The sequence below is a fragment of the Isoptericola sp. NPDC057559 genome (genome assembly GCF_042801555.1).
GTDB lineage: Bacteria > Actinomycetota > Actinomycetes > Actinomycetales > Cellulomonadaceae > Isoptericola.
Genome location: NZ_JBHVFQ010000002.1, coordinates 240,932 through 261,403 on the forward strand (window position 1 = coordinate 240,932; position 20,472 = coordinate 261,403).

24 protein-coding genes are annotated in these 20,472 nt (G+C 74.8%); 15 read left to right on the top strand and 9 right to left on the bottom strand.

Annotated elements, in window-relative coordinates; all coding sequences use genetic code 11:
* Positions 1-32: 32 nt before the first annotated feature.
* On the top strand, positions 33-617 hold the full coding sequence (gene pyrE / locus ACFU5J_RS04070; protein WP_430574107.1) for an orotate phosphoribosyltransferase: 585 nt from the start codon (positions 33-35) through the stop codon (positions 615-617).
* Positions 618-636: 19 nt separating this feature from the next.
* Here pyrE and ACFU5J_RS04075 read toward each other — a convergent pair whose 3' ends face one another.
* A complete protein-coding gene (locus ACFU5J_RS04075; protein ID WP_430574108.1) occupies positions 637-843 on the bottom strand; it encodes a hypothetical protein in 207 nt (68 codons plus the stop codon).
* A 64-nt stretch (positions 844-907) separates the two neighbouring features.
* Complete coding sequence (locus ACFU5J_RS04080) at positions 908-1,648, bottom strand: HAD-IIA family hydrolase (protein ID WP_430575340.1); 741 nt, start codon at positions 1,646-1,648, stop codon at positions 908-910.
* 87 nt (positions 1,649-1,735) lie between these two features.
* Here ACFU5J_RS04080 and ACFU5J_RS04085 point away from each other — a divergent pair, with 87 nt between their 5' ends.
* The 3 genes from ACFU5J_RS04085 (at position 1,736) to fbaA (ending at position 4,377) form a co-directional block, all read left to right on the top strand.
* Positions 1,736-2,569: an SDR family oxidoreductase gene (locus ACFU5J_RS04085; RefSeq protein WP_430577916.1), complete on the top strand. Its 834-nt coding sequence runs from the start codon at positions 1,736-1,738 to the stop codon at positions 2,567-2,569.
* Entirely contained in the window at positions 2,566-3,249 is a 684-nt protein-coding gene (locus tag ACFU5J_RS04090; RefSeq protein ID WP_430577917.1) for a TrmH family RNA methyltransferase, read from the top strand. Before ACFU5J_RS04085 ends, ACFU5J_RS04090 begins: the two co-directional genes overlap by 4 nt.
* Positions 3,250-3,357: 108 nt before the next feature.
* Entirely contained in the window at positions 3,358-4,377 is a 1,020-nt protein-coding gene (fbaA, locus tag ACFU5J_RS04095; RefSeq protein WP_430574111.1) for a class II fructose-bisphosphate aldolase, read from the top strand.
* 111 nt (positions 4,378-4,488) lie between these two features.
* Here fbaA and ACFU5J_RS04100 read toward each other — a convergent pair whose 3' ends face one another.
* The gene (locus tag ACFU5J_RS04100; RefSeq protein WP_139820970.1) at positions 4,489-4,815 is read right to left on the bottom strand and encodes an STAS domain-containing protein; all 327 of its coding nucleotides are present in this window, start codon (positions 4,813-4,815) and stop codon (positions 4,489-4,491) included.
* Between the two features lie 228 nt (positions 4,816-5,043).
* On the opposite strand from ACFU5J_RS04100, the gene ACFU5J_RS04105 reads away from it, so the two are divergent.
* Positions 5,044-7,209, top strand: coding sequence for a SpoIIE family protein phosphatase (locus tag ACFU5J_RS04105; RefSeq protein WP_430574112.1), 2,166 nt, complete (start codon positions 5,044-5,046; stop codon positions 7,207-7,209).
* A gap of 67 nt (positions 7,210-7,276) precedes the next feature.
* Here ACFU5J_RS04105 and ACFU5J_RS04110 read toward each other — a convergent pair whose 3' ends face one another.
* A complete protein-coding gene (locus tag ACFU5J_RS04110) occupies positions 7,277-7,735 on the bottom strand; it encodes a DUF3151 domain-containing protein (RefSeq protein ID WP_430574113.1) in 459 nt (152 codons plus the stop codon).
* A 68-nt stretch (positions 7,736-7,803) separates the two neighbouring features.
* Here ACFU5J_RS04110 and ACFU5J_RS04115 point away from each other — a divergent pair, with 68 nt between their 5' ends.
* From ACFU5J_RS04115 to purD, 5 genes are all read left to right on the top strand, one after another.
* On the top strand, positions 7,804-8,166 hold the full coding sequence (locus tag ACFU5J_RS04115) for an STAS domain-containing protein (RefSeq protein ID WP_380326122.1): 363 nt from the start codon (positions 7,804-7,806) through the stop codon (positions 8,164-8,166).
* Between the two features lie 128 nt (positions 8,167-8,294).
* Positions 8,295-9,587 (top strand): adenylosuccinate synthase, encoded by a 1,293-nt coding sequence (locus ACFU5J_RS04120; protein ID WP_430574114.1) that lies wholly within the window; start codon positions 8,295-8,297, stop codon positions 9,585-9,587.
* Between the two features lies 1 nt (position 9,588).
* Entirely contained in the window at positions 9,589-10,323 is a 735-nt protein-coding gene (locus tag ACFU5J_RS04125; protein ID WP_430577918.1) for a transporter substrate-binding domain-containing protein, read from the top strand.
* 19 nt (positions 10,324-10,342) lie between these two features.
* On the top strand, positions 10,343-10,807 hold the full coding sequence (locus ACFU5J_RS04130) for a PPOX class F420-dependent oxidoreductase (protein WP_430574116.1): 465 nt from the start codon (positions 10,343-10,345) through the stop codon (positions 10,805-10,807).
* A gap of 61 nt (positions 10,808-10,868) precedes the next feature.
* Complete coding sequence (gene purD / locus ACFU5J_RS04135) at positions 10,869-12,149, top strand: phosphoribosylamine--glycine ligase (protein ID WP_430577919.1); 1,281 nt, start codon at positions 10,869-10,871, stop codon at positions 12,147-12,149.
* Positions 12,150-12,171: 22 nt separating this feature from the next.
* Here the strand turns inward: purD and ACFU5J_RS04140 are convergent, their stop codons facing one another.
* On the bottom strand, positions 12,172-13,692 hold the full coding sequence (locus ACFU5J_RS04140) for an AAA family ATPase (RefSeq protein WP_430577920.1): 1,521 nt from the start codon (positions 13,690-13,692) through the stop codon (positions 12,172-12,174).
* A gap of 18 nt (positions 13,693-13,710) precedes the next feature.
* On the opposite strand from ACFU5J_RS04140, the gene ACFU5J_RS04145 reads away from it, so the two are divergent.
* The gene (locus ACFU5J_RS04145; RefSeq protein ID WP_430577921.1) at positions 13,711-14,682 is read left to right on the top strand and encodes a phosphoribosylaminoimidazolesuccinocarboxamide synthase; all 972 of its coding nucleotides are present in this window, start codon (positions 13,711-13,713) and stop codon (positions 14,680-14,682) included.
* A gap of 17 nt (positions 14,683-14,699) precedes the next feature.
* Here the strand turns inward: ACFU5J_RS04145 and ACFU5J_RS04150 are convergent, their stop codons facing one another.
* Positions 14,700-15,575: a septum formation family protein gene (locus tag ACFU5J_RS04150; RefSeq protein ID WP_430577922.1), complete on the bottom strand. Its 876-nt coding sequence runs from the start codon at positions 15,573-15,575 to the stop codon at positions 14,700-14,702.
* 222 nt (positions 15,576-15,797) lie between these two features.
* Between ACFU5J_RS04150 and purS the strand changes: the two genes are divergently transcribed.
* From purS to ACFU5J_RS04165, 3 genes are read left to right on the top strand one after another with little or no spacing between them, the layout of a single operon-like run.
* Positions 15,798-16,061 (top strand): phosphoribosylformylglycinamidine synthase subunit PurS, encoded by a 264-nt coding sequence (gene purS, locus ACFU5J_RS04155; protein WP_430574121.1) that lies wholly within the window; start codon positions 15,798-15,800, stop codon positions 16,059-16,061.
* Positions 16,061-16,780, top strand: coding sequence for a phosphoribosylformylglycinamidine synthase subunit PurQ (gene purQ, locus ACFU5J_RS04160; protein ID WP_430577923.1), 720 nt, complete (start codon positions 16,061-16,063; stop codon positions 16,778-16,780). The genes purS and purQ overlap by 1 nt, the downstream gene beginning before the upstream one ends.
* Positions 16,777-17,298 carry a GNAT family N-acetyltransferase gene (locus ACFU5J_RS04165; protein WP_430577924.1) on the top strand — a complete coding sequence of 174 codons (522 nt, stop codon included), beginning with the start codon at positions 16,777-16,779 and terminating at the stop codon, positions 17,296-17,298. The genes purQ and ACFU5J_RS04165 overlap by 4 nt, the downstream gene beginning before the upstream one ends.
* Before the next feature lie 24 nt (positions 17,299-17,322).
* Here ACFU5J_RS04165 and ACFU5J_RS04170 read toward each other — a convergent pair whose 3' ends face one another.
* The 3 genes from ACFU5J_RS04170 to ACFU5J_RS04180 all read right to left on the bottom strand — a co-directional run bounded on the left by ACFU5J_RS04170 (position 17,323) and on the right by ACFU5J_RS04180 (position 19,550).
* Positions 17,323-17,709 (bottom strand): VOC family protein, encoded by a 387-nt coding sequence (locus ACFU5J_RS04170; protein ID WP_430574124.1) that lies wholly within the window; start codon positions 17,707-17,709, stop codon positions 17,323-17,325.
* Between the two features lie 85 nt (positions 17,710-17,794).
* Positions 17,795-18,706, bottom strand: a complete 912-nt coding sequence (locus ACFU5J_RS04175) for an LLM class flavin-dependent oxidoreductase (RefSeq protein WP_430577925.1) — start codon at positions 18,704-18,706, stop codon at positions 17,795-17,797.
* Between the two features lie 70 nt (positions 18,707-18,776).
* Positions 18,777-19,550 carry an MBL fold metallo-hydrolase gene (locus tag ACFU5J_RS04180; RefSeq protein WP_430577926.1) on the bottom strand — a complete coding sequence of 258 codons (774 nt, stop codon included), beginning with the start codon at positions 19,548-19,550 and terminating at the stop codon, positions 18,777-18,779.
* Between the two features lie 118 nt (positions 19,551-19,668).
* Here ACFU5J_RS04180 and ACFU5J_RS04185 point away from each other — a divergent pair, with 118 nt between their 5' ends.
* Complete coding sequence (locus tag ACFU5J_RS04185; protein ID WP_430577927.1) at positions 19,669-20,472, top strand: DNA polymerase beta superfamily protein; 804 nt, start codon at positions 19,669-19,671, stop codon at positions 20,470-20,472.

The window sequence follows — 20,472 nt, forward strand, 5'->3', positions numbered from 1 at the left end:
CCCGGCGGGGCCCGCCCCGTACCCTGGTCCCCGTGACGACCTCCGACGCTTCCTTCGGCCCCACGCCCCGCGAGCAGCTGCGCGACCTCATCACCGAGCTCGCCGTCGTGCACGGCAAGGTGACGCTGTCCTCCGGCAAGGAGGCCGACTACTACGTCGACCTGCGCCGCATCACCCTGCACCACCGGGCCGCCCCGCTGGTGGGCCACGTGCTGCTCGACCACCTCGAGGAGGTCGGCCTCGGCACGGCGGAGGTCGACGCCGTCGGCGGCCTGACGCTCGGGGCGGACCCGATCGCGGACGCGCTGCTGCACGCCGCCGCGTCGCGCGGGCAGGACCTCGACGCGTTCGTGGTCCGCAAGGCGGCCAAGGCGCACGGCATGCAGCGGCAGATCGAGGGCCCCGAGGTCGCGGGCCGCAAGGTCGTGGTCCTGGAGGACACGACGACGACCGGCGGGTCGCCCATCACCGCCATCGAGGCGCTGCGTGCCGCGGGCGCCGAGGTGCTGGGCTGCGCCACGATCGTGGACCGCGCCACCGGCGCCGGCGAGAAGATCGAGGCGCTCGGCGTGCCCTACCACTACCTCTTCGACCTGGCGGACCTCGGCCTTGCCTGAGGGTCTCGCCTGAGCCTGCTCAGCGTCGCCGACGGCCGAGCAGGAAGCCCCCGCCCAGGCCGGTCAGCAGCGCGCCCAGCCCGAACAGCACCCACATCCCCATGAGCCGCGAGGACCCCGGGACGAACACGGTGTCAGACAGCGGGGCGTACGCGAACCAGCCGAACGACGCGTAGCCGACGGGGCGGGTCAGCACCCAGAGGATCATGCCGGCGCCGATCGCCATCGAGGCCACCGCGATCCACGTGCCGCGTCGTCCCCGAGAGTCCCCGGGGGGCAAGGGGGCGTCGTCAGACACGGCCGATGAGGTCCGCGACCGAGTCCACGACGTGCGACGGGCGGAACGGGTAGGTGTCGATCTCGTCGGGGGTGGTGGACCCCGTCATGACGAGGAACGTCTCCAGGCCGGCCTCGATACCCGCGACGACGTCGGTGTCCATGCGGTCGCCGATCATGGCCGTGACCTCGGAGTGGGCGTCGATGCGGTTGAGCGCGGAGCGGAACATCATCGGGTTCGGCTTGCCCACGTAGTACGGGGAGCGCCCGGTGGCGGCCTGGATCATCGCCGCCACGGCGCCCGTGGCGGGCAGCGGGCCCTCGGCCGACGGGCCGGTGGTGTCCGGGTTGGTGGCGATGAAGCGGGCCCCGTCGCGCACCAGGCGGATGGCCTTGGTGATGGCGGTGAAGGAGTACGTGCGCGTCTCGCCGAGCACCACGTAGTCCGGGTTCGACTCCGTGAGCGTGTAGCCCGCCTCGTAGAGCGCGGTGGTGAGGCCGGCCTCGCCGATCACGTACGCCGAGCCGTTCGGCACCTGGTCCGACAGGAACTGCCCCGTCGCGAGCGCCGACGTCCAGATCGCCTCCTCCGGCACGTCGATGCCGGACGTGGAGAGGCGGGCGCGCAGGTCGCGCGGCGTGAAGATCGAGTTGTTCGTGAGGACGAGGAACGGCCGCTCCGCGTCGCGCAGGGCGCGGATGAACTCCGGGGCCCCGGGGATGGCCTGACCCTCGTGCACGAGGACGCCGTCCATGTCGGTCAGCCAGCACTCGATCCGTCGTTCGCTCACCCGCTCACCCTAGTGCGCGGGCCGCCCGCGTGCGTCCGCCAGGATGGGCCCATGACGACGATCGTGGTGGTGGGCGGGACCGGGCACGCGGGCCGCGCCGTCGTGCGCGAGGCCGAGGCGCGCGGGCACGAGGTGCGCGTGGTGTCGCGCCGTCGGCCGGAAGGTCCCCTCGGCGCCGCGCACCACGCGGTGGACCTGCTCGCGGACGACGACGCGGCCGTGATCGCGGCCCTGGCCGCCGCGTTCGACGGCGCGGACGCCGTGGTCGACACCAGCAACGGCATGGCGCCCGGCGCGCAGGCCGTGTTCACCACGGGGGCGCGGCGGGTCGCGGAGGCGGCCGGTCGCGCGGGCGCGGGCCGCGTCGTCGTGCTGTCGATCGCCGCAGTGGACCGGAGCGAGTACCCGTACTACCGCGCGCACGCCGAGCAGGAGCGCGTGTACGCGGCCGGGCCCGCGCCGGTGACGGTCGTGCGGGCCACGCAGTTCCACGAGTTCCTCGGCATCTTCTTCGGCGCCGACAGCCGGCTCGGCGCCTGGTCGCGCCTCGGCCTGCTGCCGTACCCGCGCGGCTGCCGCTTCCAGACGATCGACCTGCGCGACGTCGCCCGCGCCCTCGTCGACGCCGCGCAGGGCGACGACCCGCTGGGCGTCGCTCCCGTGCCGGGCTCGAGCGGTGCCCCGACGGCCACCGTCGGCGGCCCGCAGGTGCTCGCCGTCCGCACCATGGCCCGCGCGTGGCGCCGGGCGCACGGCTCGCGGCGGGTGCCGGTGGGCGTGCCCCTGCCCGGGCCGCTCGGCGAGTTCTTCCGCGCGGGCCGCAACCTCGTGCCCGACGCCGCCGTCGGCACCACGACCTACGACGACTGGCTGGCCGGCCGGTGAGCGCCGACGAGCGCGAGGTCGGCGTCGGCCCCTGGCCCGGCGGCCCGGACGCGTGGCCGCGCACGCCCGACGGCGCCCCGGACCCCCGCTACGACCCGGACCTGCTGGCGCACGGCGACCGGCGCAACGTCGTCGACCGGTACCGGTACCGGACCGTCGAGGCGGTGGTCGCCGACCTCGACGCCCGCCGCCCCGCCGACCGGCAGCTGCACGTCGCCATCGAGAACTGGGCGCACGACCTCAACATCGGCTCCGTGGTGCGCACCGCGAACGCGTTCAACGCCGCCGGCGTGCACGTCGTCGGGCGGCGGCGGTGGAACCGGCGCGGCGCCATGGTGACCGACCGCTACCTGCACACCCACCACCACCCGGACGCGGCGGCGCTGGCCGCGTGGGCGGCGACGGCGGACGACGGCGTCGCCCTGCCGGTGGTCGGGATCGACAACGTGCCCGGGTCGGTGCCGCTGGAGGGCTACGCGCTGCCGGCGCGTTGCGTGCTGCTGTTCGGGCAGGAGTCCACGGGCCTCACGCCGGAGGCCCAGGACGCGTGCGACGTCGTCCTCCACATCACCCAGCACGGGTCCACGCGCTCCCTCAACGCGGGCGCCGCGGGGGCGATCGCGATGCACGCGTGGGCCTCGCGGTGGCTCGCGCCGTCTCACCCAGCCGACGGAACGTGACTCCCATGACGCGGACGTGAGAAAATCCGGGTGCATGCGGGTCGCACGGCGCCCGTCGCGACGAAGCCCCGCTGCATCCTCGTACGCCCCGTCATTGGAGTACCGCAGATGCCTATCGCAACCCCCGAGGTCTACGCCGAGATGATCGACCGGGCGAAGGCCGGCAAGTTCGCCTACCCCGCCGTCAACATCACGTCGTCGCAGACCGTCACCGCCGCGCTCCAGGGCTTCGCCGAGGCCGAGTCGGACGGCATCATCCAGGTCTCCGTCGGCGGCGGCGAGTACGCCTCGGGCGCCACGATCAAGGACCGCGTCGTCGGCTCGCTGGCCCTGGCCGCCTACGCCACCGAGGTCGCGAAGAACTACTCGGTGAACATCGCCATCCACACCGACCACTGCGTCAAGAAGAACCTCGACTCCTGGGTGCGCCCGCTGCTCGCCCTCGAGGCCGAGCAGGTCAAGGCCGGCAAGAACCCGACCTTCCAGTCGCACATGTTCGACGGTTCGGACATCCCGCTGGAGGAGAACCTCGTCATCGCCGCGGAGCTCCTCGAGCTCTCGCAGGCCGCGCGCACCATCCTCGAGATCGAGGTCGGCGTCGTGGGCGGCGAGGAGGACGGTCACGAGGCCGCCATCAACGACAAGCTCTACACGACGGCCGAGGACGGCCTCGCCACCGTCAAGGCGCTCGGTGCGGGCGAGAAGGGCCGCTACCTGACGGCCCTCACCTTCGGCAACGTGCACGGCGTGTACAAGCCGGGTGCCGTGAAGCTGCGCCCGTCGATCCTCGCGGACATCCAGAAGGCCGTGGGCGACGAGATCGGCAAGGAGAACCCGTTCGACCTCGTGTTCCACGGTGGTTCGGGCTCCACGGCCGAGGAGATCTCCGAGGCCGTCGACAACGGCGTCATCAAGATGAACATCGACACCGACACCCAGTACGCGTTCACGCGCCCGGTCGTCGACCACATGTTCAAGAACTACGACGGCGTGCTCAAGATCGACGGCGAGGTGGGCAACAAGAAGGCCTACGACCCGCGCGCCTGGGGCAAGCTGGCCGAGGCCGGCATGGCCGCCCGCATCGTCGAGGCCGCGCAGCAGCTGCGCTCCGCCGGCCACAAGATGTGACCCTCCCGCCGAGGTAGCTCGACACTCGGCGAGGTAGTTCGAAGGGGCGGTCCGCACATGGTGCGGGCCGCCCCTTCGACTACCTCGGCGAGAGCCGCACGGCGTCGCCGCCTATCGGGGTGCCGGGGTCTCGAGGTCGAAGCCCGGGTCGACGTCGACGATCTCCAGCAGCTCGCCGATGCGCGTGACCTCGAGGAGGAAGCGGACGGTGGGCGGGGCGCGCAGCACCCGCACGCGGTGCGGGCTGCGCGACGCGAGCCGTGCGAGGAACGCCACGCCGGAGGAGTCCATGAACGTGACGTGGTGGGCGTCGATCTCGACGGGGAGCCCGGAGCCCTCGGCGTCGGAGATCGCCTCGCCCAGCTCCGCGCCGATGTCGGCGTCGATCTCGCCGGACAGCACGACGCGGGCGCGCGAGGCCCCGACGATGACGTGCACGCTGGCGGGATCGCCCAGCTCAGGCGGCAGATCCGCTTCCCTGACGTCCGCACGCCGCAGGTCACGTGGGGTCGTGTTCGATCCGTCGTGCACGGTGCTCCTTCCACGCGCGGGGCGTTCATCTCGAGTCTCGGCCGACACCAATCTACGGTTGAATGACCAGCAAGAACACCAACCAGGGCGGGGAATCTTGGCAGTGGAGGCATTATGACCGAATCATCCGGTCCTGTGCCGCCCCTTCCCGAGGGGTTTCTTGACGCCGCGATCGCGGACGCCATCTTCCCGGTCTTCGTGACCGGACCGTGGGACGAAGGCATGCCCGTGCTGTGGGTGAACGACGCCTTCGCCCGGGAGACGGGCATGGGCGTGGCCGAGCTCGCCCTGCTCGGGGAGCACCCGCTGCTGTCGCTCGTCGACGACGACGCCGAGCGCGCGCGCAGCCAGGACGAGCTGCGCGCGGGACGACCCACGACGCGCATGGTGCGCGGCCGCCGCGCCGACGGCGCCCTCACCTGGTGGCAGCTGACGGTGTCGCCCGTGCGGGACGCGGACGGTTCCGCCGGCCGCTGGTTCGGCACCGCCACCGACGTCTCGACCCACGTCGAACGGCAGGCCGCGCAGCTCGCCTCCCTGGAGGTGGAGCGCCGCGAGCGCGCCGACCTGGACCTCATCGCCCAGACGACCGAGCTGCTGGGCGACCTGGAGTACCCGTACGCCCTGCGCGACATCGCCGACCTGCTGCGCTCGCTCGTGCCCTGGGCCGGCTTCTACGTCAACGACGACGGCCTGCTCTTCGCCGACGGCGTGGACGTCGCCTCGCCGCCGAGCGGCCGCGGCCGGAGGCACGCCCGCTACGTCCCCGAGGCCCCCGAGGGGGAGGCCGCCGACGGGCAGCCGCACGAGGCCCACGAGCCCACCCGCGACGAGGTCCAGGACCTGCTCGAGGGGGTCGTCGAAGGGCCCGTGATGCTGCGCCTCGACGCGCGCTTCCCGGCGCACTCGGCCTCCGGGTGGCTGCGCCGCGACCTGCTGCGCCGCGTGGTCGAGGAGACCGGGGCCCTGCCGCGCGCCGTCGTCGTGCACGCCGTCGCCGGCCGCCGCCGCGTGCTCGGCCTCCTCGCCACCTGGCACGGCGTCGGCGTCGCCGCCGACGGCACCGTCACCGAGGACCCCCGGCCCACGGCGCCCGAGCCGCAGCACGTGCACACCGTGATCGAGGTCGTCGCCCGCCGCGCCGGCACCGCCATCGACAACGCGCGCCTGTACGCGCGCGAGCACCGGCTCGCCGAGGCGCTGCAGCGCGCCATGCTGCCCGAGCAGGCCGACGTCTCCGGGCTCGACGTGTGGACGTACTACGCGCCCAACGCCGAGCACGCCCAGGTGGGCGGCGACTGGTACGACGTGCTGCAGATCAGCGACGGCACCGTCGGGCTGGTCGTCGGGGACGTCGTCGGGCACGACGTCGAGGCCGCCGCCGCCATGGGGCAGCTGCGGTCGGTGGTCCGGTCGTACGCGTTCGAGCTCGCCACGCCGGGGATCGTCGTGGACCGCGTCGACCAGCTCGTCACCGGCATGCGGATCCCGCGCTCCGCGTCGATGGTCTACGCGACGCTCCGGCACCAGCCCGACGGCGACGCCTGGACCGTCCAGTACACCCGCGCCGGCCACCTGCCGCCGCTGCTGCTGCGCGACGGCACCGTCACGCAGCTCGCCGGCGGCGCCGGGTCGCTCGTGGGCTTCGGCTCGCGCCCCCGCACCACCGGGCAGGCGGAGCTGCGCCGCGGCGACGTGCTGCTCTTCTACACCGACGGCCTCATCGAGCGCCGCGACCGGTCGCTCAAGGTCGGCCTCGACGCCCTCGTCGAGACGTCCGCGCGTATCACCGCGCGCGACGCCGCCGGCGTGGGGGAGGAGCTGCTGTCCCGGCTCGCCGACGCGCCCGAGGACGACGTCGCGCTCGTCGTCGTCCGCGTGCCCGACCCCGTCGCCGACGCCGAGATCCAGCCGCTGAGCCCCCGCTCGCGGCGGTGGCTGCTGCCCAGCGAGCCCGCGTCCATCGGCCGCGCCCGGCACGCCGTGCTGCGCACCTGCCAGGCGTGGGGGCTGCCGGAGTCCGCGTCCGCGGAGCTCGTCGTCTCCGAGCTGGTCGCCAACGGCGTGCTGCACGGGTGGGGCAACATCGCCCTGCGGCTCTTCGACACCGGCGACGGGCTGCGCATCGAGGTCGAGGACTCCAACCCCGCCCCGCCCGTGACCACCGACGGCCACCCCAACCGCGTCGGCGGGTTCGGGATGCAGATCGTCGAGCGGCTGGCCGACTGGGGGTGGCGGCCCGCCGGGTCCGGCAAGCTCGTGTGGGCCAAGCTGCACGCGAGCTCGGTGACCCCCGGCTGACTCCCGGGGTGCCGTCGTGCGGCACCTCGGCGCCGGGCCGGGGGTCGTGTCGCGGGTCGCGCCCGGGTCAGTCGCGGAGGGCGCGGACCTCGTCGGAGGACGTGCCGGAGTCGCGGAGGAACTGCTCGCAGCGCTCGGCCTCGGCGGTCTCGCCGATCTGGGCGGCCGCGGTCGCGAGGGCCGTGAGGGCGCGCAGGAAGCCCTGGTTCGGCTCGTGGTCGGCGGGGATCGGGCCCTGGCCGCGCCAGCCCGCCCGGCGCAGCGCGTCGAGCCCGCGGTGGTAGCCGGTGCGCGCGTACGCGTACCCCGTGACGGACCGCGCGGCGCTGGGTCCGGCGCCCGCGCCGTCGAGGGTGCGCTCCGCCAGCACGGCCCAGGCCAGCGAGGACGCGGGGTGGTCGGCCGCGAGCTGCGCCGGGTCCGCGCCCACGTCGAGGCCGTCGCGCACCTGGGGGTGGTCGTCGGGCAGGCGGGTCGGGGGCGGGCCGGCGAGCAGGTCGTCCACAGGGGAGGTCATGGGCCCCATTCTGGCCCGGGAGCCGGGCCTCGCGCCTGGGGCGCCGTGCAACGCCCGTCGCGGGTACGCTCGGCAGCATGATCGAGATCGCGACGTCATCGACGACGACGACGCTCGTGATCGCCGGTGACCTCGACCTCGCGGAGCGCGACCAGTTCCCGGAGATCGCCACCCGGGTGGTCGGGCTGCGCCGTCAGCTGCTGGTGATCGACATGTGCCGGGTCACGTTCATGGACTCGACGGGCGCCGCGTTCCTCATCTCGCTGGCCGACTCCGGCCGCAAGCGCGGCGGAGCCACCGTGCTGCGCGGCGCCGACGAGCGCGACCTGTTCGTCCTCGAGGTCTGCGGTGCCCTCGACCTGTTCCGCATCGACCGCGACCACCGGTGCGAGTCCGCCCCGGCGCAGCCGGCACCCGCGTCGCACCACCCCGCCGGCTGAGCTCGTCGGGACGCCCGTCGCGGCGGCTCAACGCACGAGGTCACGGGCAGGTAAACTCGGGCGCGGTCCGGCCGAGGAGGCCCGCCTGACGGGTGACATGCCGGGCCTCGTCGACGCGAGGAGATTTCATGCCAGCCGTGGTGCTCGTCGGTGCCCAGTGGGGCGATGAGGGCAAGGGGAAGGCCACGGACCTGCTCGGGTCACGGGTCGACTACGTCGTGAAGTTCAACGGCGGCAACAACGCGGGGCACACCGTCGTCATCGGCGACGAGAAGTACGCCCTGCACCTGCTGCCCTCCGGCATCCTGTCGCCCGGCGTCGTGCCGGTGATCGGCAACGGCGTGGTCGTGGACATCGACGTGCTGTTCGAGGAGCTGGACGACCTCATCGAGCGCGGCGTGGACGTCTCCCGCCTGCTGGTGTCGAGCCAGGCGCACGTCATCGCCGGCTACCACCGCACGCTCGACAAGGTCACCGAGCGCTTCCTGGGCAAGCGCCGCATCGGCACCACGGGCCGCGGCATCGGGCCGGCGTACGCGGACAAGATCAACCGCGTCGGCATCCGCATCGCGGACCTGTTCGACCCCAAGATCCTGCGGGAGAAGGTCGAGGGCTCCCTCGACCAGAAGAACCACCTGCTGGTGAAGGTCTACAACCGTCGCGCCGTCGAGATCGACGAGACCGTCGACGAGCTGCTCGCGCACGCCGAGCGCCTGCGCCCCATGGTCGCGAACACGCCCCTGGTGCTGAACCAGGCGCTGGACGCCGGCAAGAACGTCCTGTTCGAGGCGGGCCAGGCGACGATGCTCGACATCGACCACGGCACGTACCCGTTCGTCACGTCGTCCAGCGCGACCGCCGGCGGCGCGGTGACCGGCTCGGGCATCGGGCCCACCCGCGTCGACTCCGTCATCGGCGTCATCAAGGCGTACACGACGCGCGTCGGCGAGGGCCCGTTCCCCACCGAGCTGTTCGACGACATGGGCGAGTACCTGCTCAAGACCGGCGGCGAGTACGGCGTCACCACGGGCCGCGCGCGCCGCTGCGGCTGGTACGACTCCGTCATCGCCCGCTACGCGGCACGCATCAACGGGCTCACCGACCTCGTGGTCACCAAGCTGGACGTGCTCACGGGCCTCGAGAAGGTGCCGGTCTGCGTCGCGTACGACGTGGACGGCACGCGCTACGACGAGATGCCCGACGACCAGTCCGCGTTCCACCACGCGAAGCCGATCTACGAGGAGATGCCGGGCTGGTGGGAGGACATCTCCGGCGCCCGCACCGTCGAGGACCTGCCCGCCAACGCGCAGGCGTACCTCGCCCGGCTCGAGGAGCTCTCCGGCTGCCGCGTCTCCGCGGTGGGCGTGGGCCCGCGCCGCGACGAGATCATCCCCGTGCACGACCTGATCCACGCGCGCTGACGTGGGGGCTCCCGCGCAGGTCTCCCCGGAGGTCCTCGCCGCGCTCGCCCCGCAGGGGGAGCTGCGCGCGGTGGTCAACCTCGGCAACCCGGTGCTGGCGCAGGGCACGCCGGACGCCCCGTCGGGCGTCACGGTCGACCTCGCGCGGGAGCTGGCGCGCCGTCTCGGCGTGCCCGTGCGCCTCGAGTGCGTGGACGCCGCACGGCTGTCGTTCGCGGCCGTCGCGGAGGGCCGGGTCGACGTCGGCTTCCTGGCCGTCGAGCCCGAGCGGGCGGCGCTGGTCGCGTTCACCGCGCCGTACGTGCTCATCGAGGGCGTGTTCGCCGTCCCGGAGGGCTCGCCCGTGCGCACCGCGGACGACGTCGACCGGCCGGGCGTGCGGGTCGGCGTCAAGCAGGGCTCCGCCTACGACCTGTACCTGACCCGCACGCTGCAGCACGCGGAGGTGGTGCGCGGCGCCGACGGCACCACCGTGTTCGAGGCCGACGGCCTCGAGGTGGCGGCCGGCATCCGGCAGCCGCTGACGCGGTACGTCGCCGAGCACCGCGGGCTGCGGGTCGTCGAGCCGCGGTTCACGGAGATCCGCCAGGCCGTGGCCACGGGTCGCGACCGCGACCCCGTCGCCGTCGCGTGGCTGCGCGACGCGGTCGCGGACCTGGTGGCGGACGGCTTCGTCGCCGCCTCGCTCGTCCGGTCGGGGCAGGACGCCACGGTGCCCACGGGAACATCCGCCTGACCTGCCCGGTTGTCCCGGCATGACGACGTCGAGCACGACCGGGACGGACGAGCAGCGGGCCCTGCTCGCCCTGGTGGCGGACGGCCACCAAGGGGTCCTCACGACCCTGCGGCGCGAGGGTCGCCCTCAGCTGTCCAACGTGCTCTACGCGTGGGACGCGGAGTCGCGGACGGCGCGCGTGTCCGTCACGGCCGACCGAGCCAAGACGCGCAACGCCGCCCGTGACCCGCGCGTCTCTCTGCACGTGAGCGCGCCCGACTTCTGGAGCTACGCCGTCCTCGACGGCACGGCCGAGCTGAGCGACGTGGCCGCCGACCCGCACGATGCCGCCACCGACGAGCTGGTCGAGACGTTCCGCGTCGCGGCCCGCCAGGAGCACCCCGCCTGGGAGGAGTTCCGGAGGGCGATGGTGGCCGACCGGCGCCAGGTGCTGCGCCTGCGCGTCGACCGCGTCTACGGGATGGCCCGCCTGCCGCAGCCCTGAGCGGGCCGCGGCGGCGGACGACGCGGCACCCGCGCCGCCGGGGTCGTTAGCATGGTCGCCCGTGAAGATCCTCGTCGTCGGGACCGGTGCCCGCGAGCACGCCATCGTCCACGCCCTCGCGTCGGAGGAGCCCGCGCACGAGCTGCACGCCGCCCCGGGCAACCCCGGCATGGCCGCGCAGGCCGCCCTGCACCCGGTCGACGCGAACGACGGCCGCGCCGTCGCGGCGCTCGCCCGGACCCTGGGCGTCGACCTGGTCGTCGTCGGCCCCGAGGCGCCGCTGGTGGCCGGCGTCGCCGACGCCGTCCGTGAGGCCGGCATCGCCTGCTTCGGCCCGTCGGCCGAGGGCGCCCGCCTCGAGGGGTCCAAGGCGTTCGCCAAGGACGTCATGGCCGCCGCGAACGTCCCGACCGCCATGGCGCACGTGTGCACCACCGTCGACCAGGTCGCCGACGCGCTCGACGCGTTCGGAGCCCCCTACGTCGTCAAGGACGACGGGCTCGCGGCCGGCAAGGGCGTCGTCGTGACGTCCGACCGCGACGCCGCCCTCGCGCACGCCCGCGAGGCGCTCGACGCGCGCGGCGCCGACGGCCGCGTGGTGGTCGAGGAGTACCTCGACGGCCCCGAGGTGTCGCTGTTCTGCCTGAGCGACGGCGCCACCGTGGTGCCGATGGTGCCCGCCCAGGACTTCAAGCGTGTGGGCGACGACGACGCCGGCCCCAACACCGGCGGCATGGGCGCGTACACGCCGCTCGACTGGGCCCCGACCGGCCTGGTGGCCGAGGTGGTCGAGCGCATCGCGCAGCCCACGGTGGACGAGATGGCCCGCCGCGGCACCCCGTTCGCGGGCGTGCTGTACGTGGGGCTCGCGCTGACCAGCCGCGGCACCCGGGTGGTCGAGTTCAACGCCCGCTTCGGCGACCCGGAGATCCAGGCGGTCCTCGCGCGGCTGCGCACCCCCCTCTCCGGCGTCCTCCTCGCCGCCGCCACCGGTCGCCTCGACGGCATCGAGCCGCTGCGCTGGTCGGACGACGCCGTCGTCAACGTGGTCGTCGCGTCCCAGGGCTACCCCGAGTCGCCGCGCAAGGGCGACCCGATCACCGGCATCGGCGACGCCGAGGCGCTCGACGGCGTGCACGTGCTGCACGCCGGCACCGCCGTCGCCGACGGCGCCCTCGTCTCCGCCGGCGGGCGCGTGCTGTCCGTCGTGGGCCGGGGCGCCGACCTCGCCGCCGCGCGTGCCGCGTCCTACGCGGGCGTCGCCAGGATCGCCCTGGACGGCTCGCACCACCGCAGCGACATCGCCCTCAAGGCCGAGCGCGGCGAGGTCGCCGTCCCCTGACGCCGTCGGGCCGGACCGCGGCTCAGGGGCCGGGGCGGAAGGCCCCCGGGCCGGGGGCCTCCGGGAACCAGCCGAAGGTGTCACCGCCGTCGAGGTCGTCGTCCTCGCCGTCCACGCCGTCGACGTCGTCGTCCGGGTCCATCGCCGCGCCCCCGAGCAGCGAGCGGGTGATCCGCTCGCCGTCGGCGGTCATCTCCGTGACGGCGGCGGCCAGGTCGCCGTCCGCCGCAGGCCGGTCGTCGTCGGCCGCGAGCAGGACGGCCCGGCGGATCGCCTCCTTGACGAAGGACGCCGTCACGCCCTCGGTACGCTCGGCGGCATCGTCCAGGGCCGCGCCGCCGAAGCCCTGCCCACCGCCGTACAGGTCGAAGAGGCGGCGCCGCGCGACGGCGTCGGGCAGCGGGATCTCCACGGCGAGGTCCACGCGCCCCGGGCGCTGCGACAGGGCCCGTTCGAGGAGGTCCGCACGGTTGGTGGTCAGGACGAAGGCGACGTCGGCGTCGGGAGCCAGCCCGTCCATCGCGTCGAGCACCTCGAACAGCAGCGGCTGCGGCCCGTCGTGGAACGAACGGTCCTCGGCGATGAGGTCGCAGTCCTCGAGGACGACGACGGCCGGCTGCATGGCCCGCGCGGTCTCGGCGGCCACCCCCACCAGCTGGAGGGTGCTGCCCGCGAGGAGGATGACGGTGGTCCCGTCGGCGCGACCGACGAGGTGGCGGACGGTGTGGGTCTTCCCCGTGCCGGGCGGCCCGTAGAGCAGCACTCCACGCTTGAGGTGCTGCCCGGCGGCGAGCAGCCGCTCCCGGTGCTCCGCGACGCCGAGGACCTGGCGGGTCACCCGGTCGAGCGTGCCCGACGGCAGGACGACGTCCGCCGCCGGCACGGGGTCGCGCCGGTGGTACGTGACGCCGGCGCTCGTGGCCTCGTAGTCGCCCGCGGTGAACGACACGACCTGACCGCGCAGCACGCTGTGGGCGACCATCGCCTCGCGCAGCTCGGCGAGGAACGCGAGCGCGTCGTCCTGGTCCGGGGCGAGCACCTCGAGCGCCCCCTCCATCCCGAACCGGGGCGCCGCGGCCCGCTGCAGCACGGCCACCGGGGTACCGCCCACCGTCAGGAGCCGGAGCCCGAAGGAGACCACGCGGCGCTCGGAGTCCGGTCCGGTCGCGGTGCGCGTGTAGTCGACGGCGCCGACCGGGAACTGCCGCCACTGCGAGGACTGCTCGACGATCTCCGAGAGCGAGCAGTGCATCCGCTGCTCGCCGCCGCCCACCCCGACGACGCGGCCCCCGCCGTGCCGCTCCGCCAGGACGTCGAGCGCGACGTCGGCGTCCACCGTCCGCAGGGGCGAGAGCGTCTCGGCGACGACCGGCAGGGACCGCGGGTCGCGGCCCAGATGCTCGGCCAGGACCTCGGCGATCGTCGTGCCGCCGGAGGTCCGGGACTGCTGCGTCTCTGCCGCCAGCTCGGACACCCGCTGGAAGGCCGCGAGGAAGGGCAGGAGATCCACGGAGGGGACGGCGGTCCCGTCGTCGGGCGACATGCTGGAACACTAGGGGGCGTGACCGACACGCGCGATGCCGACCAGAACGACGCCTTCGCGGGCGGACCGCTCGACCTGCGGGGGTGGCGGCACGTCTACTCCGGCAAGGTGCGCGACCTGTACGAGCCGGACCTGCCGGCCCTGGGCGGCGTGCACCCGCTGGGCGACGTCGTTCTCGTCGTCGCGTCGGACCGCGTGTCCGCCTACGACCACGCGCTGTCCCCGGGCATCCCCGACAAGGGCGTGGTGCTCACCCAGCTCAGCCTGTGGTGGTTCGACCAGCTCGCCGACCTCGTGCCGAACCACGTGGTGTCCACCGAGGCGAGCGCGGAGCCGGGCGACGGCCTGGTGCCCGACGTCGTCGCGGGGCGCGCGATGATCTGCCGCCGCCTGGAGATGTTCCCCGTCGAGTGCGTGGCCCGCGGCTACCTCACCGGCTCCGGGCTGGCCGAGTACCGGGAGTCCGGCGAGGTCACGGGCCTCCCGCTGCCGGCCGGCCTGGTGGACGGGTCGCGGCTGCCCGAGCCGATCTTCACCCCCGCCACCAAGGCGGAGGAGGGCGAGCACGACGAGAACGTGACGTTCGAGGAGGTCGCGCGCCGGGTCGGCGAGGACGCGGCCGCGCGGCTGCGGGAGCTCACGATCGCGGTCTACTCCCGGGCCGAGGAGATCGCCCGGGACCGCGGCGTCATCCTCGCGGACACCAAGCTGGAGTTCGGCGTGGACCCGGCGACCGGGGCCACGGTGCTCGGCGACGAGGTCCTCACGCCCGACTCGTCGCGGTTCTGGCCGGCGGACGAGTGGGAGCCGGGCCACGCCCAGCCCAGCTTCGACAAGCAGTTCGTGCGCGACTGGCTGACGTCGCCGGCGTCCGGCTGGGACCGCGCCGCGGACACCACGCCGCCCGCGCTGCCGGCCGAGGTCGTCGAGCGGACGCGCGACCGCTACCTCGAGGCGTACGAGCGGCTGACGGGGGCGCCCCTGCGCTGAGGCGCCCCCGGAGCCCGCTAGAGGCCGGAGCCCGCGACGCTCGCGTCGAGCTTCGACCCGTCGCCCGCCTCGGCGACGCAGAGGAGCTGGCGGTCGCCGAGCGTCCACGACACCTCGTCCGGGCCGATGTAGTACGCGGTCAGCGACGTGTCGGCGGGGTCCGAGCCCACGTACGACTCGAAGGCCGGCACGCACGTGTCCGTGAACGCCTGCTCGACGCCGGACTCGCCGGGGAAGTCGCCGCCGGGGAGCTGGGACACCGAGAACACCTCGGCCGCGTGCGGCGCGGCGCAGTCGGCGGGGGTGATGTCGCCGATCGTGGCGGAGCTGCCGGGGTAGTCGAAGCACTCGCCCACCTCGTAGTCGAGCCCCGCGCCCTCCTGGAAGCTCTCCTGGTAGCTGTCCCGGAACGCGTCCTGGAAGTCGTCGTTGTTGACGACGAACGCGGCGAGGCCGATGACCACGATCCAGCCGACGGTGCTCAGCGCGCCCAGCACGATGCCCGCGATGGCCAGGCCGCGGCCCGACCGCGCCGGGTCCTTGGTCCGCACGACGCCGGCGATGCCGAGGCCGAGCGGGATGAGGGCCATGCCGAGGATGCCGGTGACCAGCGCAGCGATCGACACGCCGTCGGTCTTGCGGGGCGGGGCGTAGCCGTACGGGGGCTGCCCGCCGTACGGCGTCGCCGGGGCGGACGGGTCGTACGGGGCCTGCGCCCCGGGCTGGGCGTAGGGCGCCTGGGAGTACGGCGACTGGGAGTACGGGGCCTGCGCGCCGGGTTCCGCGTAGGGCTGCGGCGTGCCCTCCGGTGCGGGGGCGGACGAGCCCGCGTCGGGGGTCGAGTACGGGTCGGGGGCGCTGCCGCCGGAGGGCGGCGGAGTGGGTGCGGACATGCTTCCTCGGGATCGTTGCGGGAGTCGGGACTCGCGGGGTCGGCGGCGCCGGCGTCCGGCAGCGTTCCGCGGCGTCCCGAGGCTAGCGTGCCGACGGTAGACTCGTCGCGGAATCTCGCCGTCGTGCTCCCGCTCTCACGCGCGTCCCCCCGCGGCGCCGCTCGTGCCGGGCTCCCGGAGCGGCGGCCATCTGACTACCCGGTCACGATCCAAGGAGCACCCGTGGGACGCGTCGTCGTCGAGGTCATGCCGAAGCCCGAGATCCTGGACCCCCAGGGCAAGGCCGTCGTCGGGGCGCTGCCCCGCCTCGGATTCACCCAGTTCAGCGGGGTGCGTCAGGGCAAGCGGTTCGAGCTCGAGGTCGACGGCGAGGTGACCCCCGAGGTCCTCGCCGCCGCGCAGCAGGCCGCCGAGACGCTGCTGTCGAACCCCGTCATCGAGGACGTCGTGCGCGTCGCCGACGCCTCCGCCGAGGTCGTCGCCTGATGACCGCGCCCGCCCTCGACGCCGCGCGCATCGGCGTCATCACGTTCCCGGGCACGCTCGACGACCGCGACGCCTCCAGGGCGGTGCGGCTCGCGGGCGGCGAGCCGGTCTCCCTGTGGCACGCGGACGGCGACCTGCACGGCGTCGACGCCGTCGTCCTGCCCGGCGGGTTCTCCTACGGCGACTACCTGCGCGCCGGCGCCATCTCGCGCTTCGCGCCCGCGATGGACGCCGTCGTGGACGCCGCCAAGGGCGGCATGCCCGTGCTCGGCATCTGCAACGGCTTCCAGGTGCTGACCGAGGCGCACCTGCTGCCCGGCTCGATGGTCAAGAACGACCACCTGCACTTCGTGTGCCGCGAGCAGGTGCTGACCGTCGAGAACACGGCGACGGCCTGGACCAACCGCTACGAGCGCGGCCAGCGGATCACCATCCCGCTGAAGAACCAGGACGGGCAGTTCGTCGCCGACGAGCACACCCTCGACGAGCTCGAGGGCGAGGGCCGCGTCGTGTTCCGCTACCAGGGCTGGAACCCGAACGGCTCGCGCCGCGACATCGCGGGCATCACCAACGCGCGCGGCAACGTGGTCGGCCTCATGCCGCACCCCGAGCACGCCGTCGAGGCCGGTTTCGGACCGGACGGCGAGGACGGCCCGCGCAGCGGCACGGACGGGCTCGGCTTCTTCACGTCGGTGCTCGCCGCCCTCGTCCGGGCATGACCGCGACCGCCACGCTGCCGGAGGCCCGCCCCGACGACCTGACCGTCGAGGTCGTCGAGTGGGACGACCCGGCCGCCGCGGGCCTGCGGGCCGCGCAGGAGGCCGAGATGTCCGTCCGCTACGGCGGCGTCGACCCCGCGCCCGCCATCGACCCGCGGTCGATCGTCGTCACCCTGGTCGCCCGGGTGGGGGAGCGCGCGGTCGGCACGGCGGCCGTGCGGGACGTGTCCGGCACGGACGACCGCCGCGGCCAGGGCGCCATGCACCCCGCCGCCACCGGCGAGGTCAAGCGGGTGTTCGTGGACGCCGACGCCCGCGGGCACGGCATCGCGCGCCGGCTCATGGCCGAGCTGGAGCGCGCCGCCCGCCAGGTCGGCTTCCGCCGCTTCGTGCTCGAGACCGGTACCGCCCAGCCCGAGGCGATGTGCCTGTACGAGGCGATCGGGTACGAGCCGATCGACTCCTTCGGCGACCACGTGGGCTCCGAGCAGCAGCGCTGCTACGGCAAGCGGCTCTGACCGTCGCGGCCGGCCGCCGCGGGCTCAGCCCGCGGCGCCGGCGGACCACGCCGGCAGCTGCTGCAGCGTCCAGGAGTTCCCGTCCGGGTCGGCGAACGTGACGAACCGGCCCCACGGCTGGTCGTCCACGCCCTGCGCCTCGACGCCCACGCCCCGCAGGTGCTCCAGGGCCGCGTCGGCGTCCGGCACCACCACCTGGATCGCGTCGAGCTGACCGGGCGCCAGCCCGCCGCCGAGGCCCTCGCCGAAGGCGATGGAGCACGCCGAGCCGGGCGGCGTCATCTGCACGAACCGCAGGTCCTCGTTGACGCGCTGGTCGTGGTCCGCGTGGAAGCCCACGCGCTCGTAGAACTCCTTGGCGCGGTCCACGTCGCTCACGGGCACGTGGATGAGCTCGATCTTCCAGTCCATGACTGCTCCTTCGTCGGTGTTCCGTCGGGTGGTGCTCCGTCGCGGGTGGTCGGTCGCGGGTGGTCGGTCGTGGCGCGGGGCGTGGTCAGGCGTGCTCGAGCAGCGGGCGCACCTCGCGGCCCAGCAGCTCGACGAGGCCGGCGAGGTCCGGCTCGTCCGCCGTGGGCTGCACGGCGACCGCGGACGCCCCGGCCGCCGCGAGCCGGAGCACGGCGTCGGCGATGGCGCGGGCGTCGCCGGCGGCCCCGATGCCGCGGCCGGGTTCCGCGCCCCACAGGGGCAGCTCGGCGTCCAGGCGTTCCTGGGCCTTGTCGCCGGTGGCGGCGATGAGCGTCGCGTACACCTCGGGCACGGGCCGGCCCACCGGGCTCGCCGCGGCCGTGGCGGCCTCGGCGGCGGCGCGCACGTCGTCGGGGGTGAGTGCGTTGGCGAGGATCACGCCGTCGCCCAGCTCGCCCGCGAGGGCCAGCGAGCGCGGCCCGACGCCGCCCAGCACGAGCGGGACCTGCGGCGCGGGCCAGTCCAGGCGCACGCGGTCGAGGTGCACGTAGCGGCCCGAGGTCGTGACCTCCTCGCCGGCGAGCAGCAGGCGCAGCGCCTCGGTGTGCTCGCGCAGCAGCGTCAGCGGCGAGTCCACCCGGACGCCGGCCTGCCCCATCCACGCCTGCACCCCGTGCCCGACGGCGGGGACGAACCGGCCGGGGAACATGCGCGCGAGCGTGGCGACCTCCATCGCGGTGACCGCGGTGCTGCGCAGCGGCGCCGGCATGAGGCCGATCCCGACCCGCACGTGCTCCGTCCACCCGAGCGCGGCCGCCGCGGACGCGACGCCGCTCTGCTTGAAGCAGTCCTCCCACACCCACAGGTCGTCCAGGCCGGCGGCCTCCACGGCCGTGGCGAGGCCGCGCAGCGACTCGGGCGCCATCGTGGGGACGAAGGCGACGCCGAGCCGGACGGCGGGGCGGGCTTCCGGGCGGGGGGCGGGGGTGACCGTCATCCCGCCATCGTGCCGTGGGCCGCCGACACGCGCCCCCGGGCCCTCGGGCCCCCTCCGGGGTGTGCCGGGGTCAGGCGGGCGCGTCGGCCAGGTACGCCAGCTGCGCCACCACCGACTGCCGCGCCGCGCGCCGCACGGACGGGTCCACGTCGGCGTAGACCTGCGCGACGACGGCGTCCGCGAGGTCGTCGTCGGTGCTCGGGTCGCGGCCCAGCCCCGCCAGGGCGGCCCGGACCTGGTCCAGGCGCTCCAGGCGGTGGGCGCGGTAGGCGCGCACGGCCTCGCCCAGGTCGTCGAGGGCGGGGCCGTGGCCGGGCAGGCCCACCCGGCCGTCGCCCGCGCGCTCCAGCACGTCGAGGCTGGCGAGGTAGTCGCGCAGGGAGCCGTCCGGCTCCGCGATCACGGTGGTGCCGCGGCCCAGCACGGTGTCGCCGGTGAGCACGACCGGCACGTCGTCGGGTCCCGTCACGACGAACGACACCGAGTCCGCGGTGTGTCCGGGGGTGGCGAGGACGTCCAGGCGCAGCCCCGCGGCGTCGATCCGCTCGCCGCCGCGCAGGGGCTCGCCGCCGTGGCAGTGCGCCGGGTCGGCCGCGCGGACCGGCGCGCCGGTGAGCTCGTGCAGCCGCGCCGACCCGGCCGTGTGGTCCGCGTGCCGGTGCGTCACCAGCACCACCTCCACGGGTCCGGCGCCGGCGAGCGTGGCCAGGTGCCCCTCGACGTCCGGGCCCGGGTCCACCACCACGCACGACGCCGAGCCCGGCGCCCGCAGCACGTACGAGCGCGTGCCGTCCAGCGTCATCGGGCCGGGGTTGTCCGCGCGGACCACCGTCACGTCGGTCATGGGGTTCGCCTCTCGTGCGACGTCGGGTCTGACCTGCCGGACCACGGTAGTCGAGGCCCTCGGCGGCCCGGCGCGGAAAAGGCGGGACGTCGGGGCGGACCGCGCCTACGGTGGCCCGATGCGTGCCGTCCCCGCCTCCCTGGACCGCGCCGTCGTCGCGGCGATCGACGCTCGCCTCGACGGCGTCGCGGCGACCGACCAGGTCCGCATCCCCTGGGCGATCGAGTCCGGGAGCCGCGCGTGGGGCTTCCCGTCCCCGGACAGCGACTACGACTGCCGGTTCCTCTACCTGCGGTCTCCCGAGCGGTACCTGTCGCTCTGGCCGGCAAGGGACGTGATCGAGACGCCGCTCGACGCCGTCCTCGACGTGAACGGATGGGACCTCGCCAAGGCCGTGCGCCTGCTGGTCAAGGGGAACGTCACCGCGATCGAGTGGCTGCGCTCGCCGATCGTCTACCGCGGCGACGCCGGGTTCCAGGACCGGCTGCTGGCCCTCGCCGACGAGGTCGTGGACCGTGGCGCGGTGGGCCGGCACTACCTCCACGTGGCCCGGCAGCAGCGGCTGGGCGGGGGCTCGCTCAAGCGGTTCCTCTACGCCCTGCGCCCGGCCGTCGCCCTGCGCTGGCTGGCGGACCACCCCGAGGCCCGCACCCCGCCGATGGACCTGCCGACCCTCGTCGCGGAGAGCTCGCTCCCGGCCGGCGTGCGCTCCCCCGTCGCCGACGTCGTCGCGCTCAAGGCCGTGACCCGCGAGCTCGGCGTCGCGACGCCGCCCGCCGTGCTGGAGCGGTTCGTCGACGCCGAGCTCGACCGTGCCGGTGCCTTCGACGACATGGCCCCGGCGGTCGACCTCGTCGAGGCGCGCGCTCGCGCGGACGAGGTGTTCCGCGCCGAGGTCGCGTCGGCGCCGGCCGTCGTCTGA